Source organism: Streptomyces sp. NPDC040545, assembly GCF_055595065.1.
Genome location: NZ_JBVIWA010000010.1, coordinates 88,864 through 107,322, shown reverse-complemented (window position 1 = coordinate 107,322; position 18,459 = coordinate 88,864). Strand labels below are relative to the sequence as shown.

The following is an 18,459-nucleotide window of genomic DNA, read 5'->3' as shown; positions in this document are numbered from 1 at the left end:
CTGGCCAGTCCAGAAGCCCCTGCCAGGGGAGATTCTCATCACGCCGGGAATGTCGCGGGCCCGTGGGGCGCTCCGATCCACGGACGAGCGTACGAGGATGATGTACAGGGACTAATACGGCGAGGGGAGCGCGGGGTGCCCGGGCAGGAAGACGCGCGGACCCGGCTGGGCGCGGCCGAACTGGGAGCGGAGCCGGGGGAGCGGGCCAGCCTGGTGCAGTTCTCCAGCGCCTTCTGCCAGCCCTGCCGGGCCACGCGGCGGATCCTCGCCGAGGTCGCCGCGATGGTGGACGGGGTGGCGCACATCGAGATCGACGCGGAGGAGCGGCTCGAACTGGTGCGCGCCCTCGGGATCGAGAAGACCCCGACCGTGCTGGTCCTGGACTCGGCGGGCCGGATCGTGCGGCGGGCGGCCGGAATGCCGCGCAAGGTGGACGTGATCGCCGCCCTCGGGGCCGCCGTATGACGAGCGGCCCGGCCGGCGGGCGGACCGACGCGGCGGGCCCGGGGGCGCCGGTGCGCGCGCCCGCACACAGCGTGACGCGCCTGACATCTGTCCGATCTCGCTTGACTGCGTCCACGGGAGATCGCCACGCTGGCCGTATGCGGTATGAACTCCTGCTCTACGGACGGGTCCATGTGGACCTCGTCCGCCACGCGAGCGCGCGCTGTCGGGGCCACTGAACAGCCCGGCCCCCGATCCCTGACAGCGCCCGCGTGTCCCGCGGCAGAAGGCAGAACCCTGATGACTGCTCCGACAGTCCCGACGGTCCCGGTCGTCCCCACGGCTCCGTCCCCCCGTTCCCCTCTTTCCCCCCGTTCCGGCGCCGCAGCGGCCACCGGCACGGTCCGTACCGGCTCGCCCGACCTGCTGCGCTCGGTCTTCCGGCAGCACGCCGCGGGGGTCGCCGTGATCACCGCCCAGGACGGCGGCCGCCCGGTGGGGTTCACCGCCACCTCGCTCAACTCCGTCTCCGCCGATCCGCCGCTGCTGTCCTTCACGATCTCCACCGGAGCCTCCAGCTGGCCCGCGGTGCGCGACAGCGAGTACCTCGGCGTCCACATACTCGGCGAGCACCAACGCGAGCTGGCGGGTCTGTTCGCCCGCAGCGGAGCCGACCGCTTCGGCCCGCCGACCGGCTGGGCCGCCGGCCCGCACGGCGTGCCGGTGCTGGACGGCGTACTGGCGTGGCTGGTCTGCCGGGTGGTCGCACGTGTGCCCGCCGGCGAACATCGTGTGATCATCGCTGAGGCGGTCGTCGGGGATCCGGCCGGGGAAGGCCGCCCCCTGCTGTACCACCAGGGGCGCTTCAACGCGTTGCGCGACTGAATCGTCCCTGCTTGGAAGGGTCGGGTGGCGTTGGGCAGATCACAGCTCACCGGCCTTGCGACTTGGCGGGACCCACGGTGTACTGACGAGTAACATTCCCTTCGGAGCGCGGGCCGCCCCGACCGGGATCCGCCCGACAAGGCGCCTATGCTGCCTGCATAAGGCGGTACCAGAAAAGACGATGCGGTAGGAGAGCCGGCGTGAGCCTGAGGATCGTTGTCTGTGTGAAGTACGTGCCCGACGCCACGGGCGACCGGCAGTTCACCGAGGACTTGACCGTCAACCGTGACGACGTCGACGGCCTGCTGTCGGAGCTCGACGAGTACGCCGTCGAGCAGGCGCTGCAGATCGCCGACGAGGCCGACGATGCCGAGATCACCGTCCTGACGGTGGGCCCCGAGGACGCCAAGGACGCGCTGCGCAAGGCGCTCTCGATGGGCGCCGACAAGGCCATCCACGTCGAGGACGACGACCTGCACGGCAGCGACGTCATGGGCACCTCGCTGGTGCTCGCCAAGGCGATCGAGAAGGCCGGCTACGACCTGGTCATCACCGGCATGGCGTCGACCGACGGCACCATGGGTGTGCTGCCGGCGATCCTGGCCGAGCGCCTGGGCGTCCCGCAGGTCACCCTGCTCTCCGAGGTCAAGGTCGAGGACGGCACCGTGACCGGCCGCCGCGACGGCGACACCGCGAGCGAGCAGCTGGAGGCCTCCCTCCCCGCGCTCGTCTCGGTGACGGACCAGTCGGGCGAGGCCCGCTACCCGTCCTTCAAGGGCATCATGGCCGCCAAGAAGAAGCCGGTCGAGTCCTGGGACCTGTCCGACCTGGACCTGGAGTCCGACGAGGTCGGCCTCGAGGGCTCCTGGACCGCGGTCGACTCCGCGGCGCAGCGCCCGGCCCGCACCGCCGGCACGATCGTCAAGGACGAGGGCGAGGGCGGCAAGCAGCTGGCCGAGTTCCTGGCCGGCCAGAAGTTCATCTAAGAACCTCGGCCCCCCCTCTTAGCCCCCAGACACTTCGCAATCGCAGGAGAGCAGTCCCATGGCTGAAGTTCTCGTCTACGTCGACCACGTGGACGGTGCCGTCCGCAAGCCCACCCTCGAGCTGCTGACGCTGGCCCGCCGCATCGGCGAGCCCGTCGCCGTCGCCCTGGGCGCCGGTGCCGACGCCACCGCCGCGGTGCTCGCCGAGCACGGCGCGGTCAAGGTCCTCACCGCCGACGCCCCCGAGTTCACCGAGTACCTCGTGGTACCGAAGGTGGACGCGCTCCAGGCCGCGTACGAGGCCGTTTCCCCGGCCGCCGTGCTCGTCCCGTCCTCCGCCGAGGGCAAGGAGATCGCCGCCCGCCTGGCCGTCCGTATCGGCTCGGGCATCATCACCGACGCCATCGACCTGGAGGCGGGTGACGAGGGTCCGGTCGCGACGCAGTCCGCCTTCGCCGCGTCGTTCACCACCAAGTCCCGCGTCTCCAAGGGCACTCCGGTCATCACCGTGAAGCCGAACTCGGCCCCGGTCGAGGCCGCTCCGGCCGCCGGCGCCGTCGAGGCGCTCGCCGTCACCTTCGGCGCCCTGGCCACCGGCACCAAGGTCACCGGTCGCACCCCCCGCGAGTCGACCGGCCGACCCGAGCTGACCGAGGCCGCGATCGTCGTCTCCGGCGGCCGTGGCGTCAACGGTGCCGAGAACTTCCACATCATCGAGGACCTCGCGGACTCCCTCGGTGCGGCCGTCGGCGCCTCGCGCGCCGCCGTGGACGCCGGCTGGTACCCGCACTCCAACCAGGTCGGCCAGACCGGCAAGTCGGTCTCCCCGCAGCTGTACATCGCCTCCGGTATCTCGGGCGCGATCCAGCACCGGGCCGGCATGCAGACCTCGAAGACCATCGTGGCCATCAACAAGGACGCCGAGGCCCCGATCTTCGACCTCGTCGACTACGGCGTCGTCGGCGACCTCTTCGCCGTCGTCCCGCAGCTGACGGACGAGATCAAGGCGCGCAAGGGCTAGGTCGTCTCTTTCGGGCCTTGCCGGTGAAGCCGGTGCCAGGCGGCGCGGGTCAGGCGAGATCCGGAAGAGACGGCCTGGTCGCCCCGACCCCGGGAACGACGACGCGACGCGTACCGGGTGCACGAACGAGCGAGGGCCTTCCGGGGCCGGTGCGGACGGTGACGTCCACGCCGGACCGGGAGGCCCTCGTCGTCGTCGCGGCCTCTTCGTCCCCGGGGCGGGGGACCTCTCCTCCAACCCATCTCGCGAGGTCGCGGGAGGGGCGTAGGCTGCGATCGGCCCGGGGAGGGCCAGGTAGCGGGGAGGGAGTTCTTCCGATGCGGGGCGCGTTACTGGAGGGGCGATACCGGCTGGAGCGCAGGCTCGGGGCCGGTGGGATGGGCGAGGTGTGGCAGGCCCGGGACCTGCGGCTCGACCGGGAGGTCGCGGTCAAGGTGATCTCCCGGGGCGTGGCCGGTGACCACCTCCTGGAGGAGCGGTTCCGCAAAGAGGCCCGCACGGCTGCGGGCCTGACCCATCCCCGGATCGTGACCGTCCACGACCACGGCGAGGTCGAGGTCGACGGCAGCCCGGTGCTCTTCCTCGTGATGGAGCTGGTGCGGGGGCGGCCCCTGACCGCCGTGCTGCGCGACCACCGCTCGGGTGTGGACCCCGCCGCCGTGGTCCGGTGGGCGGTCCAGATCTGCGAGGGCCTGGCCGCGGCACACCGGGCCGGTGTGGTCCACCGGGACATCAAGCCGGCCAACATCATGGTCCACGGGCCCGCCGAGGCCGACGTCACCATCTGTGACTTCGGTATCGCCCGCTTCGCGGAGGAGACCGGGACCGGTCTGACGGCCACCGGCGCGGCCATCGGCACGCCGGCCTACATGTCCCCGGAACAGGCGCGCGGCGACCGTCGCATCGACGGCCGCAGCGACCTGTACTCCCTCGGCTGCATGCTGTACGAACTGCTGGCCGGCCGGCCGCCGTTCACCGGCTCCGGGCTGTCGGTGCTTTCGCAGCACCTCACCGGTGAGCCCGCCCCGATCCGGGACCTCCGGCCCGCGGTGCCCGAGGAGCTGGAACGGCTGGTGCTGGAGCTGCTGGCCAAGGATCCCGCGGCGCGGCCGGCCGATGCGCAACAGGTGATCGACCGGTTGCGCAAGGGGGCGACCGGTGCCCGCTCCCGGTCCCGCTCCCGGACGGTCGCCGATCCGGCGCCCGGGCGCGACAGCGAGACCGCGCTGGGCGCCGATCCGCCTCCGCCCGCCCCCGACGTGCGCGCCGGGACCCGCCACCCGATTCCGGCGTCGTCGGTACCAGGAACCCGGCCGCGGCTCCTGTGGGGCTCGCTGCTCGCCGCCGCCGGGGTGTACACCCAACTCGTCTTCCTGGGTGAATGGGGCTCGCTGACGCTCGGGACGCTCGGGGCCGCGCTGCTCGCCTGCCTGCTGGCGTTCCTCGTCTCCAGGAGTTCCGCCGACGTCGCCGAAGAGGAGAGCCGGGGGGTCGCGGCGGCGCTGACGGCCGGTGTCCTCATCGGTGTGCTGCTGCTGTTCTGGCCGCCGGCCCCGTGGTGGGTGGGGGTGCTGGTCCTGCTCCTTTCGGGGTTCGTGCTGCTGTTCCTCTCCCACTTCGTCCGCGGGCTGGTGGGGGCGATGGCCCGGCGGGACCCCTGGGTGGCCTGGCTCGGTACGGAGTCCGGGCTGTTCAACGCGGTGGTGTTCGCCGGCATCCTGGCGGGCGACGGCAGAGCCGTCTACGCGGCGGTGGGCTGGGGGCTGGCGGTGTGGCCGGCCGCGGCCCTCGTCACGGCCGTCCTCGTTCCCCGCCTGCGGGAGGCCCCGGCCCCGGCCTGATCCGGCTCCGTAGCTGCTGACCTGCGTACTCTTCGACTCCGGGGCTGTGTGGTGTTTGTCACCGCGTGGCCCCGAGTCGTTTGCCCAGGACGGAGGGGGGACCATTGACTGAGCGGAACCCCGTGACTAAATTCTGCTATGCGGATCTAAGCTTCCGTGAAGCGGAAAAGAGGAGAGTGCACGATGGGTCAGCAGGAGAAGGTGGCGACGAGCCTCGCAGGCGCGGTCAGCGAGGGCATCAGCGCCTCCCTCGCGCCGGTGGACGCGGAACTCGCGCGCCACTACCCGGGCGACCCCGGCACCCGGCAGCCCATCCACACGGTCTACGTACCCGGTGACGTCTTCGCCGCGGACACCATCCGCTCCTGGGGCGACCAGGCCCTCGCCGCCCTCGACGAGCACGCCCCGGACGCCGCCACCTTCGCCAAGGTGCTCGGCATCTCCGACGAGCTGGCCGTACCCGTCTACGACCGCGTCCGCGCCAAGCTGCTCAGCGAGCCCGTCGAGGACCTGCGCGTCGACTTCGAGGACGGCTTCGGCGTGCGCTCCGACGAGGAGGAGGACCAGGCCGCGGCCCGCGCCGCCCGCCTCGTGTCGGAGGCCTTCTCCAACGGCACCAACGCGCCGTACATGGGCATCCGCATGAAGTGCATGGAGTCCAACGTCCGCGACCGCGGCATCCGCACCACCGACATCTTCCTCTCCGGCCTGCTGGAGCACGGCGGCCTCCCCGAGGGACTCGTCCTGACCCTCCCGAAGGTCACCTACGCCGAGCAGGTCAGCGCCTTCGTCAAGCTGCTGGAGGCCTTCGAGACCACCCGGGGCCTGCGCCCGGGCCGGATCGGATTCGAGATCCAGATCGAGACCAGCCAGTCCATCGTCGCCTCCGACGGCACCGCCACCGTCGCCCGGATGATCGAGGCCTCCAAGGGCCGCGCCACCGGCCTGCACTACGGCACCTTCGACTACAGCGCCTGCGTCGGCGTCTCCGCCGCGTACCAGTCGAGCGACCACCCCGCCGCCGACCACGCGAAGGCGATCATGCAGGTCGCGGCCGCCGGCACCGGCGTACGCGTCTCCGACGGCTCGACCAACGTCCTGCCGATCGGCACCACCGAGCACGTCCACGAGGCCTGGCAACTGCACTACGGCCTGACCCGCCGTGCCCTGGCCCGTGCCTACTACCAGGGCTGGGACATGCACCCGGCGCACCTGCCGACCCGCTACGCGGCCGTCTTCACCTTCTACCGTGAGGGCCTGGAGGCCGCCGCCGCGCGCCTGAAGGCGTACGTCGCCAAGATCGAGGGCGACGTGATGGACGAGCCGGCCACCGCCAAGGCCCTGGCCGGCTACCTGGTCCGCGGGCTCGACTGCGGCGCGGTGGGCACCGACGAGGTCACCGCCCTCACCGGCCTGACCCGCGCGGAACTGGACGCCTTCGCCATCCCGCGCCGCTCGGCCACCCTGACGGCCACCGCCTGACCCCACCCACGCGCACGGCCCGGCCCGGCCCCGACTTCACCGGGCCCGGGCCGTCGGCGCGTACGGGTCGGGCAGCACCCACCGGCGCACGGTGCCGTCGTCGCCGGCGGTGGCGAGCAGGCTCCCGTCAGGGGAGAAGGCCACTCCCCGGACGGTGCCGGAGTGTCCCGTCAGTGGCAGCCCGACCGCGGGCTCGGCGGTGCGGACGTCCCACAGCTGCGCGGTGCCGTCCGACGCCGCTCCGGCGAGGAACCTGCCGTCGTGGGAGAAGGCCAGGTCGTGGACTGCCCCGGTGTGCGCGAGCACCTGGCGGCTGTGCGGCGGCCGGGCGGCGAGGTCCCACAGCCGGACGATGCCGCTGATGTCGCCGGTGGCCAGCAGGCGGCCGTCGGGGGAGAAGGCCATGGCGCGGACCTCCGCCGCGTGGCCGCCCAGGTCGCGCTCGACCGGAACCAGCGTGGTCAGGTCGAACACGTTCACGGTCTCGCCTTCGGCGACGGCGAGACTCCGCCCGTCAGGGGAGACGGACACGGCGAGACGTTCCGGCGCCGGGTCGGCGATCGCCTCGGAACCGCCGGCCGCGGTCCGGCTGATCGCCCAGTTGCCACGTCCGCCGGTCATGACCATTCGCCGCCCGTCGGGCGTGAACGCCACGTGCTGGACCAGGGACAGGGGACTGCGGAGCGGCTCGGGCCCCGCGGTGTCCCGGCTCCACAGCCGTGCCGCACCGCCTTCGTCCGGGAACCCCAGCCCCCACGGGCCGTCGGCGGGCAGCGCCAGAGTCTCGGGCAGCGGGTCGCCGGTCTCCGGATCCCAGGTCAGGACCCTCCGGTCCGCGGTGTGGACGAGGAGCCGGTCGCCGTCGGGCGCGAACGCGAGCCGGCGCAGCGGCGTCCCGTTCGTGCTCGACAGGGCGGGGAGCGGCACCGCGTGCCCCCGGCGCAGCGCCGCGGCCACGGACCGGGCTCCGAGGGGCGGTACGGGGCCTGCCTCGGCCGGGTCCCGGTGGTAGATCACCACGGTGTCGCCGTCACCACAGGCGGCCAGCATCCGGCCGTCGAACGAGAACGCGACGTCGTGGAGCGACCAGTCGTTCCCCACCAGCGGCTCACCGACGGGAGCACCGGTGGCGGGGTCCCACAGCCGCACGGCGCCGTCGTCACAGGCGGTGGCAAGGAGCCGGCCGTCCCGGGAGAAGGCGGCGCCCCAGGTCACGGGGTCCGGCCCCTGGAGCGGACCGCCGACGGCCGCGCCGGTGGGGGTGTCCCAGAGCCGTGTCCCGTCCTGACCGGCGGTGGCGAGGAGCCGGCCGTCCTGGGAGAAGGCCATCCCGAGGACCTCGCCGACGTGCCCGGTGAGCGGCTCGCCGACGCTCGCACCAGCCACGAGATCCCACAGCCGGATCACGTGCTTGCCCTTGAGCGCGGCCATCAGGCCGCCGTCGGGGAGGCAGACCACACTCCCGACCTCGCCGAAGTGCCCGATCAGCGGCGTTCCGTCCGGCTCGCCCGTGGCCGTGTCCCAGCGCCGTACGGTCTCGTCGTCGGAGGCGGTGATCAGTAAGCGGCCGTCGGCCGAGAAGGCCACCGCGCGGACGGCCTCCTCGTGCCCGGCCATGGGCGGCCCGACCCGGGTGAGCGTCACCGGGTCCCACAGCCTCGGCGTGCTGTCGACGCCCACGGTGGCCAGCATGCGGCTGTCGGGCGAGAAGGCCATGGCGAGGACGCTCGCCGGTCCGGCGTCGAGCGCGCCCACGGCCCGGCCGCGGACAGGTTCCCACAGCTGCACCACTCCGCCCCGCCTGGTGGTGGCGACGAGCCGTCCGTCGGGCGAGAACACCGCTCCCCAGTTGTCGAGGGCGCCGGCGGTCAGCGTATGGGCCAGGACGAAGCCGTGGGCGCCGGTGGGTGCGGGCGGCGGCGGGGCAGAGCTCCGGGGCGCCTGAAGGTTCCCCCGGGGCAAAAGGTCCCGGATCCGGTCCGGGGCGGGGGGCTGGAGGGCCGCCAGGGTGCGCCAGCGTGTGCGCCAGGGCTCCAGCCGCGGGGAGTTGTGCGGCGGAACGGCGACTTCCCGGCCGTACTCGTCGTACGCGTACAGGATCCGCACCAGCGCCATCAGCGTGTCGAGGCCCAGCAGCCGCTTTCCCCGGAACGCATCGCTCTGCGTGGCCACCGGCAGTCGCAGTCCGGTCCGGGACTTCGCCGCGCGGGCCTCCAGCTTCCGGTAGGAGGGATTGCCGCGTTCGATGCGGAGTTGACGCAAGTCACCCGCGAGGCGGCTCAGTTCCTCCTCGAAGTTGCCGTCCGAACCCATCTGCGCCCCCTGGACCGTGCGGAATACCAGGCTAGAGTGCGGCCCCCGAACGGTCCCGGACTTTTCGGAACAGCAGCGAACGCCCCGGGACGTCCGGGCGGGTTCGGCAGTGATCGCGATGGCCGCCGATCCGTTCCGTCCGTGCGGCGACGGTCCGGCCCATCCGCTGGAATCGGGCCATGACCACACCTCAGAACCCGACGGACCCCGAGCCGTTCCTGTCCCTGCACACCGCCGTCGTGCTGCTCGCGGCGATCCTGATCGGCCTCACCGCCGGCGGCCTGACCTTCTTCGGCGGCACCGGCGCCGCGCTCTGCGTGCTCGCCGGGCTGACCGCCGCCGGCGGGGCCGTTCCCGTGCTGCGGAGCCTCATCCGGTGAAGGCTCAGCCGGCCGGCGGGAGTTCGCCCGAGCCGCGGGGGATCAGCCGGGTCGGGAGTTCGATGCGGGTCGGGGTCAGGTCCGCGCCCGCCAGGCGCTGGAACAGGCGGTCCGTGGCCACCCGGCCCAGGGCCGCCGGGTCCTGGGCGACCACCGTCACGCCCGGGCGGAGCAGATCGGCCAGCTCGAAGTCGTCGAAGCCGACCAGCGCCACCGGCCGGCCGTGCGCCGCGAGGACCCGTACGACGGTCACCGTCACCCGGTTGTTGCCCGCGAAGACGGCGGTCACCGGGTCCGGGCCCGTGAGCATCGCCCCGGCCGCCGCCGCGACCCGTGCCGGGGCCGTGGACCCGAGCGAGATCCAGGATTCCGCCACCGGCAGGCCCGCCTCCGCCATCGCCGCGCGGTAGCCGCGCAGGCGCTCGGCCACCGTGTGGATGCGGGGCTGGTCGCCGATGAAACCGATCCGGCGGTGGCCGCCCGCGATCAGGTGGGCCACCCCGCCCCGGGCACCGCCGAAGCTGTCCGACAGCACCACGTCCGCCTCGATCCGCCCGGCCGGGCGGTCCACGAACACCGTGGACACACCGGCCCGCATCTCCGGCTCCAGGTAGCGGTGGTCGTCCCCGGCCGGGATCACGATCAGCCCGTCCACCCGGCGGGCGCACAGCGCCAGCGCCAACTCCCGCTCCCGGTCCGGGTCCTCGGCGCTGGAGCCGTTGATGAGCAGCGCCCCGTGCGCGCGGGCCACCTCCTCCACCGCCCGGTTCAGCGGGCCGTAGAAGGGGTCGGCGAGATCCTCCAGGACCAGGCCCACGGTGGCGGTACGGCCCTTGCGCAGCACGCGCGCACTGTCGTTGCGCCGGAAGCCGAGGGCCTCGATGGCCTGCTGGACCCGTCGTTCGGTCTCGGGGGTCACCCCTGGCTCACCGTTGACCACGCGCGACACCGTCTTCAGGCCGACGCCCGCCTGGGACGCCACGTCCTTCATGGTCGGCCGGTTGCCGTAGCGGGGCTCGGACGGGCGGCGGTTGTGGGGCACGGTGGCGAATCCTCCGGGGCTCACGTGCGGGGCTGTGACCTTGAGGATAAGCACTGGGCCGATCGTGAGGTTTTCGTGGCAGGCTGGGGCGGGCAAGCCACTGGGGGCTCCGGACGAGCCATGGGGAAAGGGGTAGACGTGATTGTCTGGATCAACGGCACCTTCAGCGCCGGAAAGACCAGCACGGCCCGCGAACTGACCGGAATCCTGCCGGACAGCACCCTGTTCGACCCGGAGTTCATCGGCGACGCGCTGCGCGTGCTGCTGCCGCCCAAACGACTGGCGGAGGTCACCGACTACCAGGACCTCCCGAGCTGGCGGCGGCTGGTGGTGGACACGGCCGCGGCGATGCTCGCCGAACTGGGCGGGGTGCTCGTCGTGCCGATGACGCTGCTGCGCCAGGAGTACCGGGACGAGATCTTCGGCGGGCTGGCGGCTCGGCGGATCCCGGTGCGGCATGTGGTGCTCGCTCCTGCGGAAACGATCCTTCGGGAGCGGATCGCCACCCGGCAGGAACTCGGGGAGCCCGCGGAGGTCGAGCTCCGGGTCCGGCAGTGGGCGTACGACCACATCCCGGTCTACCAGCAGGCCCTCGGCTGGCTGACCGGCGACGCGCACGTCATCGACAACGGGGTGCTGACCCCGCGGGAGACGGCGGAGCGCATAGCCGAGGCGGTGCGCTCCGAGACGGCGAAGGTCTGCGACATCGTGCAGACCCCGGAGCCCACCCGGGAGACGGTGGCGGCCGGGGTGCTGCTCTTCGACGAGCAGGACCGGGTACTGCTGGTGGATCCGACGTACAAGGCGGGCTGGGAGTTCCCGGGCGGAGTCGTCGAAGCGGGCGAGGCGCCCGCGGCCGCCGGCGTACGGGAGGTCGCGGAGGAACTGGGCGTCGTACTGGAACGGACGCCCGGGCTGCTGGTGGTCGACTGGGAGCCGCCCCAGCCGCCCGGCTACGGCGGGCTGCGCCTGCTCTTCGACGGCGGCCGCCTCTCGGACGAGGCGGCGGCCCGGCTCCGGCTGCCCGGCCCCGAACTGCGGGCCTGGCGCTTCGTCACGGAGGCCGAGGCCGCCGGTCTGCTGCCGCAGCACCGCTACGAACGCCTGCGCTGGGCCCTGCGCGCCCGCGAACGCGGCCGTCCCCTCTACCTGGAGGCCGGCGTCCCCACCGGCTGATCCGCCCGCCCCGCCGGACGCAGGGCGGCGGCGACCAAGCCTTCGAGAGCCTCGCGCGGCGCGTCGCCACCGTCGACGCACGGCACGCCGGACGGCTGGGCGGGCAGCTCACCCATCCGATGGCCGTCGCCCTGCGCAACACGGCGATGCGGCTGACTCCCTCCCGCACCGCCGTGCGCATGATCCTCCGGCACCACGCCTGGGAACCACCCAGGCTGGGCTGACCCCAGGGGCCGCCGGCAGCGTGCGGGCGGCCCCAGGAGCGGACCTCAGCCGGAAGCGGCCGCCTCCTTCGCCGCCTTCGCGAGGGCCTCCGCCGTGTTCTCCGTCAGTGGATCGCCGTGTCCGAAGCAGGCGGTCGAGGGGGCGAGCGCGGCCAGGCGCCGGAAGGTCTCGATCGCCCGGGCGCGGTCCACGTTGAAGACGCCCAGCATCAGCGGGCCCACGGCCGCGACGCAGTCACCCGTGAACAGCACGCCGTGGCGCGGAAGGTGGATCCCGATGCTGCCGTCCGTATGGCCCGGCGCGTGCACCACGTACGCCCCGTCCCCGAAGCCCAGCGCGTCCCCGTCCTCCAGCTCGCGGTCGACCGGAGTGGGAGGGGCTTCGGGGACGGCGGTCAGGGCGTGCGCGTACAGCGGGATCTCCCAGTCGAGCAGCACCGGTTCGGGAACGGGCCGCTCGCCCCGGACCACCGGCGCGTCCAAGCGGTGCGCGAGCACCTGCGCGCCCCGGCGGGCGGCGAGCTCACCCGCCGCCCCGACATGGTCGCCGTGGCAGTGGGTGAGGACGATCCGCTCCAACCGCTCGGGCGCCAGCCCGAGGGAACGTATCGCCTGCTCGATCCCGTCGGCGGACCCGGCATGGCCCGCGTCGATCAGGGTGAGGGCTGCCCCGTCCTGCCATAGGTAGGCCTGGCCGACGGGGAAGCGGAGCATGTGGAGCCGGTTCGGGAGCACTTCGACAAGATCCATACGGCCAACGTACGGCCGGCCGGGCCCCGTACGGCGCCGAGTTCGCCGGGAGCGCAGTACGCCCAGGGCGCACTGTGAAGTGCACCCTGGGCGTACCCGATGCGGTCGGCCGGCACCGCCCCCGCCGGGGTCAGGCGCGCTTGGACTCCGCGTAGTTGACGAGGAAGAGGGCCTCCGCCACCGACAGGCGCTCCAGCTCCTGCGGCGACACGCTCTCGTTGACCGCGTGGATCTGCGCCTCCGGCTCGCTCAGCCCGATCAGCAGCATCTCCGCGTCCGGGTAGAGCGAGGTCAGCGTGTTGCACAGCGGGATCGAGCCACCCATGCCGCTGATCTGCATCTCCTGGCCGGGGTAGGCGGCCTCCAGGGCCGTGCGCATCGACGCGTACGCCGGGCTGTCCGTGTCCGCCTGGAACGGCTGGCCCTGGCCGACGACCTCGAGTTCGAGGCGCGCCTTCCACGGGGTGTGCGCCTCCAGGTGGGCCTGCAGCAGCTTGACGGCCGCAGCGGTGTCCACGCCCGGCGGCACCCGCAGGCTGATCAGGGCGCCGGCGCTCGCGTGCACCGACGGCGTCGCGCCGACCACCGGCGGGCAGTCGATGCCGAGGACCGTCACGGCCGGGCGGGCCCACAGCCGGTCCGCGATCGTGCCCTCGCCGATGAGCTCGACACCGTCCAGGACCCTCGCGTCGGCGCGGAAGTCCGCCTCCGGGTACTGCAGGCCGTCCCACACCTCGTCCGAGGCCAGCCCGTCCACGGTCGTCGAACCGTCCGCCGCGCGCAGCGAGTCGAGTACGCGGATCAGCGCGGCCAGCGCGTCGGGAGCGGCGCCGCCGAACATGCCCGAGTGCAGGTTGCCGCCCAGCGTGTCGATCTTCACCTTGACCAGGCACATGCCGCGCAGGGTGGCCGTCACCGTCGGCAGGCCGAGGCGGAAGTTACCCGCGTCGCCGATGACGATGGTGTCGGCGGCCAGCAGCTCGGGATGCGCCTCGGCGTACTGCTGGAGGCCGCCGGTGCCCTGCTCCTCCGAGCCCTCGACGATCACCTTCACGCTCACCGGCACACCGCCGTTGGCCTTCAGCGCGCGCAGCGCCAGCAGGTGCATGATGAACCCGCCCTTGCAGTCGGCCGCGCCGCGCCCGTACCAGCGGCCGTCGCGCTCGGTCAGCTCGAAGGCGGGGGAGGTCCAGGCCGCGTCGTCGAGCGGCGGCTGGACGTCGTAGTGCGCGTAGAGCAGCACGGTCGGCGCGCCCTCGGGGCCGGGCAGGAAGCCGTACACCGACTGGGTGCCGTCGGGGGTGTCGAGCAGCGCCACGTCCTGGAAACCCTCGACGCGCAGGGCGTCGGCCACCCAGTTCGCGGCGGCCTCGCTCTCGCTCTTGGGGAACTGCGCCCAGTCCGCCACCGACTGGAAGGCCACCAGCTCGGTCAGCTCCTGCTTGGCGCGGGGCATCAGCGAGGCGACGGTCTCGGCGATCGGATTCTGGGACATGGGCACGCTCCTTTTGGGTGCGACGTTGTTCTCCGTGTACGCCGCCCGCATCCGCGGGGTGTGCGTATGCCGGGTACGGCGAAAGACAGTCTTGATCCTCGCACAGCGGGACGGGCCGGTGTCTCGCCGTAGGATTTCCCCGGCATCGGAGCAACCGGGTGATCAGGAGCAGCAACACATCGTGAGCAGCGACGACGACGTACGCGACGCAGAAGCAGGCGCAGGCACAGGCGCGGGCATGGACGCAGGAGCGGGCATGGACGCGGGCGCGGGCGCAGGCGCAGGCGCAGACGCAGGCGTGGGCACGGGCACGGGCACGGGGCGGGACGCCCAGCGGGCGGGCGACGAGGCGGGCGACGAGGCGGCCGGGGAGACCGGCGAGGTGTGGGACGTGGTCGTGGTCGGGGCGGGACCTGCCGGGTCCTCGGCCGCCTACGCGGCGGCGACGGCCGGGCGGCGCGTCCTGCTGCTGGAGAAGGCCGAACTTCCCCGCTACAAGACCTGCGGCGGCGGCATCATCGGCCCCTCGCGCGACGCCCTGCCCCCGGGCTTCGTGCTGCCTTTCAAGGACCGCATCCACGCGGTCACCTTCTCGATGGACGGGAAGCTGACCCGCACCCGGCGCTCGAAGCACATGCTGTTCGGGCTCATCAACCGGCCGGAGTTCGACGCCGGGCTGGTCGCCGAGGCGGAGAAGGCCGGCGCCACCGTCCGTACGGGTACGGCCGTGGCCCGAGTCGAACAGCACGGGGCGGCCGTTCCCGACCGGCGCACCGTCGCCGTGGTGCTCGCCGACGGGGAGACCGTGCTGGCCCGCGCGGTGGTCGGCGCGGACGGCAGCGCGAGCAGGATCGGCGCGCACGTCGGGGTGGAGATGGACCAGGTGGACCTGGGCCTGGAGGCGGAGATCCCCGTCCCCGAGACGGTCGCGGAGGACTGGAAGGGACGGGTGCTGATCGACTGGGGTCCGCTGCCCGGCAGTTACGGCTGGGTCTTCCCCAAGGGCGACACCCTGACCGTCGGGGTCATCTCGGCCAAGGGCCAGGGCGCCGCGACCAAGCGCTACCTGGACGACTTCATCGCCCGGCTCGGACTCGCCGGCTTCGAACCGGCCGTCTCCTCCGGGCACCTGACCCGCTGCCGCAAGCCCGATTCGCCGCTCTCGCGCGGCCGGGTGCTGGTGGCGGGCGACGCGGCCGGACTGCTGGAGCCGTGGACCCGGGAGGGCATCTCCTTCGCGCTGCGCTCGGGGCGGCTGGCGGGGGAGTGGGCGGTGAAGATCTCCGAGGCGCTGGACGCCGTGGACGCGCGCCGCCAGGCCCTCAACTACGCGTTCGCGGTGAAGGCCGGGCTGGGCGTGGAGATGGGGGTCGGCAAGCGGATGCTGAACCTCTTCGAGGTCCGGCCGCGGATGCTGCACGCGGCGATCACCGGCTTCGGCCCGGCGTGGCGGGCGTTCGCCCGGATCACGCGGGGTTCGACGACGCTGGCCGACCTGGTGCGTACGTACCCGCTGGCCCGCAAGGCGCTGCACCTGATGGACGCCCGGCAGGCGGCTGCCCGCAGCGGCGGTGGCCAGGGCTAGTGCCGTGACCGGGAAGGTTCACCGGGTCACGACGCCCGGCACGGCACCTCGCCGCGTTGTCGGACCGCGCAAGTACGTCCAGTACGAGCCGCGGTCCTCCGCCTTGCGATGCTTCCCCAGGCCCTGCGGACCTGATACCCCATGCACCGGACGACGCGACCCGGCAAACCTTCCCGGCCACAGCACTGGATCCCGTCGTGCGCGGGGCGGGGCGGAGGAGGCACGGCGGCCGGCGGGTACGGGTACGGCCAGCCGTGCGGACCGGGCCGTGCCGGCGGTTCCGACCGGCGGCACGGCCTGAACCTCCCCGGGGCGGACCGGCCGGACACGTCAGCCGGACAGCGTGATCCGGAAGACCGGGTGGTCGCCGGCGGCCGCCTGCAGTTCGGCGTCGGAGGACTTGGCGGTGACCCCCTGGAAGAACCGGTTGACCTCCCAGCCCCACTTCTCCAGGTAGGTGCGCAGGATGTCGGCCTTCTGCGCCGGGTCGGTGATCTCCGTGACGGTGAACGCGCGCACCTTGCGCCCCACGCGCAGCTCGCCGCCGCCGGCCACCCGCATGTTGCGGACCCACTGGGAGTGGCCGCGGGCCGAGACCAGGTACTGGGCGCCCTGGTAGGTGTGCGGGTTGACCGGGATCCGCTGCATCTCGCCGGACTTGCGGCCGCGTACCGACAGCTCGGCGCTGCCCGCCAGGCTGATGCCGAAGCGGGCCAGCTTGCCGAAGAGCGCGTTGAAGCGGGTCTCGAACGGGGTCGCCTGGGCGTAGTAGGGGGTGGGCGCGTTCATCGTGACCTCCGGGGCCGCATTCCGCTTTGAGAGAGCACTGCTCTCGCTTGAGAGCAGTGTGCACGGATCGGTGCGCCAAAGCAAGAGCGGTGCTCTCGAAATGGAGCGGCAGTCCATTTCCTGGGCAGTGCTCTGTCCGCGTGGCAGACTGACCGCATGAACACCGTGCGAGGGGCCAGGGAACGGGCCCGCATCGAGGTCACCGCCGCCATCAAGGACGAGGCGCGCCGCATGCTCGCGGCCGAGGGCGCCGCCAAACTCTCCCTGCGCGCCGTCGCCCGCGAGCTGGGCATGGTCTCCTCCGCCCTCTACCGATACTTCCCCAGCCGGGACGAACTGCTCACCGCCCTCATCATCGACGCGTACGACAGCGTCGGAGCGGCCGCCGAGACGGCCGACGCCCACGCCCGCGCCGCAGGGGCCCCGCCCCGCGCCCGCTGGATCACGGTCTGCGAGTCCGTCCGTACCTGGGCGCTGGAGCACCCGCACGAGTACGCACTCATCTACGGTTCCCCGGTTCCCGGCTACAGCGCCCCGATCGACACCGTGGGTCCGGCTTCCCGCGTCGCCAACACCTTCATCGGCATCCTCCGCACCGCGTACGAGGGCCCCGGCCTCGCCCTCCCGCCGCTGCCGCCCGCCCTGCGCCCCGAGGCCGACCGGATGACCGCCGACTTCGCCGTGGGCCTGCCCCCGGCGGTCACCGCCGCTCTGGTCGCCTCCTGGGCCCAGTTGGTCGGGCTGGTGTCCTTCGAACTGTTCGGCCAGTTCAACCGGGTCGTCGAGGACCGCGCCGCCTTCTTCGCGCACGCCGCCGACCAGCTCGCGCACGGGGTCGGACTGCCGGCCGTATGACGGGCGGGCGCCGTCGTGCCGACGCCCAGAAGGTCCAGGTGGTCCAGGTGGTCCAGGTGGCCCAGGGGGTCCAGGAGGTCCGGGACATCCAGGAGATTCACATGATGAGGGGACGACTCGCTCTTCTGTTCCTCATATGAATGCGGGCGGTTCAGCCTTGAACGATGGGCCGCCCGTCTAGTGTTCCTCGGGTCGCCCCTGCCGCCGCCGAAGGAACGTTCATGCCTCGCGCCGTGAAGGCCTTGTACGCCGCCCTGGTCACTGCCTTACTGGCCGCATCGGCGCCCGCCATCATCGCCGCGGCACGTGACGCGCCCCAGCAGGCCGCCCCGCCGGTGCCCGACGCGCCTCCCACCCCCCGGACGCCGGGCGTGCGGGGCCTGGAGATCGCCGTCCCCGCCTACGTCTGGGCGAACGACCCCATGCTGACCGACCTCATCGCCACCGCACCGGCCCCCTCGGTGGTCGTGCTGAACCCGGGCAACGGCGACTCCCCGTTCGACGCCCCCTGGCGGGCCCGCGCCGACGCGCTGCGTACCCGTACCACCTCCACCGGCGAGAAGACCCGGGTGCTCGGCTACGTCCACACCGACCACGGCAACCGCGACATCGCCGCGGCCAAGGCCTCCGTCGACAACTACCTCAAGACCCCCGACGGCCGCCTCCACGTCGACGGCATCTTCTTCGACGTCGTCAGCCGCGACTGCGGCCCCGCCAACGCCACCCGCGACTACTACGCCGAGCTGCGCCACTACGTCCAGGAGGCGATGGACGCCGCCGACCCGGCCGCCCCCGACCTCGTCGTCAACAACCCCGGCACCGCCATAGCCGACTGCTACCTGGAGCCGGGCCACCGCACCGCGGACGTCTTCGTCACGTTCGAGGACACCTACGCCGCGTACACCGGCGCCGGCTGGCTCGGCGGCAACGTCTTCGACCACCTCTCCGGCTACCGCTCCGGCGCCGAACTCGACCCGAGCGGCACGGCGTTCTGGCACCTGGTCCACGACGTCCCCGACCCCGAGGCCATGCGCGCCACCCTGCGCACGGCCTTCGACCGCGGCGCGGGCTACGCGTACGCGACCAGCACCGTCATGCCCAACCCCTGGAACGCGGTCCCGACATGGAAGTACCGCACCCAGACCACGTACGCGGCCACCCTCGGCTGAGGGCCGTGGGACAGGGACAGGC

At 72.9% G+C, this 18,459-nt stretch carries 16 protein-coding genes; 11 read left to right on the top strand and 5 right to left on the bottom strand.

Features of this window, described 5'->3' with window-relative positions; genetic code table 11:
• Positions 1 to 135: 135 nt before the first annotated feature.
• The 6 genes from ACZ573_RS20550 (at position 136) to ACZ573_RS20525 (ending at position 6,659) form a co-directional block, all read left to right on the top strand.
• Positions 136 to 465, top strand: coding sequence for a thioredoxin family protein (locus ACZ573_RS20550; RefSeq protein ID WP_351160729.1), 330 nt, complete (start codon positions 136 to 138; stop codon positions 463 to 465).
• A 279-nt stretch (positions 466 to 744) separates the two neighbouring features.
• A complete protein-coding gene (locus tag ACZ573_RS20545; RefSeq protein WP_471306064.1) occupies positions 745 to 1,329 on the top strand; it encodes a flavin reductase family protein in 585 nt (194 codons plus the stop codon).
• A gap of 200 nt (positions 1,330 to 1,529) precedes the next feature.
• A complete protein-coding gene (locus ACZ573_RS20540) occupies positions 1,530 to 2,315 on the top strand; it encodes an electron transfer flavoprotein subunit beta/FixA family protein (RefSeq protein WP_030012969.1) in 786 nt (261 codons plus the stop codon).
• Between the two features lie 58 nt (positions 2,316 to 2,373).
• The gene (locus ACZ573_RS20535) at positions 2,374 to 3,336 is read left to right on the top strand and encodes an electron transfer flavoprotein subunit alpha/FixB family protein (RefSeq protein ID WP_202202861.1); all 963 of its coding nucleotides are present in this window, start codon (positions 2,374 to 2,376) and stop codon (positions 3,334 to 3,336) included.
• Between the two features lie 317 nt (positions 3,337 to 3,653).
• Positions 3,654 to 5,177, top strand: coding sequence for a serine/threonine-protein kinase (locus tag ACZ573_RS20530; protein ID WP_471306061.1), 1,524 nt, complete (start codon positions 3,654 to 3,656; stop codon positions 5,175 to 5,177).
• 183 nt (positions 5,178 to 5,360) lie between these two features.
• Positions 5,361 to 6,659: a DUF6986 family protein gene (locus ACZ573_RS20525; RefSeq protein WP_471306058.1), complete on the top strand. Its 1,299-nt coding sequence runs from the start codon at positions 5,361 to 5,363 to the stop codon at positions 6,657 to 6,659.
• 36 nt (positions 6,660 to 6,695) lie between these two features.
• On the opposite strand, the gene ACZ573_RS20520 is transcribed toward ACZ573_RS20525, so the two are convergent.
• On the bottom strand, positions 6,696 to 8,972 hold the full coding sequence (locus tag ACZ573_RS20520) for a WD40 repeat domain-containing protein (protein ID WP_471306056.1): 2,277 nt from the start codon (positions 8,970 to 8,972) through the stop codon (positions 6,696 to 6,698).
• Between the two features lie 179 nt (positions 8,973 to 9,151).
• Between ACZ573_RS20520 and ACZ573_RS20515 the strand changes: the two genes are divergently transcribed.
• Positions 9,152 to 9,352, top strand: coding sequence for a hypothetical protein (locus ACZ573_RS20515; RefSeq protein ID WP_471306053.1), 201 nt, complete (start codon positions 9,152 to 9,154; stop codon positions 9,350 to 9,352).
• A 4-nt stretch (positions 9,353 to 9,356) separates the two neighbouring features.
• Here ACZ573_RS20515 and ACZ573_RS20510 read toward each other — a convergent pair whose 3' ends face one another.
• Positions 9,357 to 10,343, bottom strand: coding sequence for a LacI family DNA-binding transcriptional regulator (locus tag ACZ573_RS20510; RefSeq protein WP_471306383.1), 987 nt, complete (start codon positions 10,341 to 10,343; stop codon positions 9,357 to 9,359).
• A gap of 189 nt (positions 10,344 to 10,532) precedes the next feature.
• Here ACZ573_RS20510 and ACZ573_RS20505 point away from each other — a divergent pair, with 189 nt between their 5' ends.
• Positions 10,533 to 11,570 (top strand): NUDIX hydrolase, encoded by a 1,038-nt coding sequence (locus ACZ573_RS20505; protein ID WP_471306049.1) that lies wholly within the window; start codon positions 10,533 to 10,535, stop codon positions 11,568 to 11,570.
• A gap of 269 nt (positions 11,571 to 11,839) precedes the next feature.
• On the opposite strand, the gene ACZ573_RS20500 is transcribed toward ACZ573_RS20505, so the two are convergent.
• Positions 11,840 to 12,544: an MBL fold metallo-hydrolase gene (locus ACZ573_RS20500; protein ID WP_471306046.1), complete on the bottom strand. Its 705-nt coding sequence runs from the start codon at positions 12,542 to 12,544 to the stop codon at positions 11,840 to 11,842.
• A 130-nt stretch (positions 12,545 to 12,674) separates the two neighbouring features.
• Entirely contained in the window at positions 12,675 to 14,039 is a 1,365-nt protein-coding gene (locus ACZ573_RS20495; protein WP_471306043.1) for a M20/M25/M40 family metallo-hydrolase, read from the bottom strand.
• 382 nt (positions 14,040 to 14,421) lie between these two features.
• Between ACZ573_RS20495 and ACZ573_RS20490 the strand changes: the two genes are divergently transcribed.
• On the top strand, positions 14,422 to 15,624 hold the full coding sequence (locus tag ACZ573_RS20490) for a geranylgeranyl reductase family protein (protein WP_471306381.1): 1,203 nt from the start codon (positions 14,422 to 14,424) through the stop codon (positions 15,622 to 15,624).
• A 330-nt stretch (positions 15,625 to 15,954) separates the two neighbouring features.
• Here the strand turns inward: ACZ573_RS20490 and ACZ573_RS20485 are convergent, their stop codons facing one another.
• Positions 15,955 to 16,413, bottom strand: coding sequence for a nitroreductase/quinone reductase family protein (locus tag ACZ573_RS20485; protein WP_471306041.1), 459 nt, complete (start codon positions 16,411 to 16,413; stop codon positions 15,955 to 15,957).
• Between the two features lie 156 nt (positions 16,414 to 16,569).
• Between ACZ573_RS20485 and ACZ573_RS20480 the strand changes: the two genes are divergently transcribed.
• Both ACZ573_RS20480 and ACZ573_RS20475 read left to right on the top strand, forming a co-directional pair.
• Entirely contained in the window at positions 16,570 to 17,268 is a 699-nt protein-coding gene (locus ACZ573_RS20480) for a TetR/AcrR family transcriptional regulator (protein WP_471306038.1), read from the top strand.
• Positions 17,269 to 17,489: 221 nt separating this feature from the next.
• Positions 17,490 to 18,437, top strand: a complete 948-nt coding sequence (locus ACZ573_RS20475; protein WP_471306035.1) for a spherulation-specific family 4 protein — start codon at positions 17,490 to 17,492, stop codon at positions 18,435 to 18,437.
• The last annotated feature ends 22 nt before the right edge of the window (positions 18,438 to 18,459 follow it).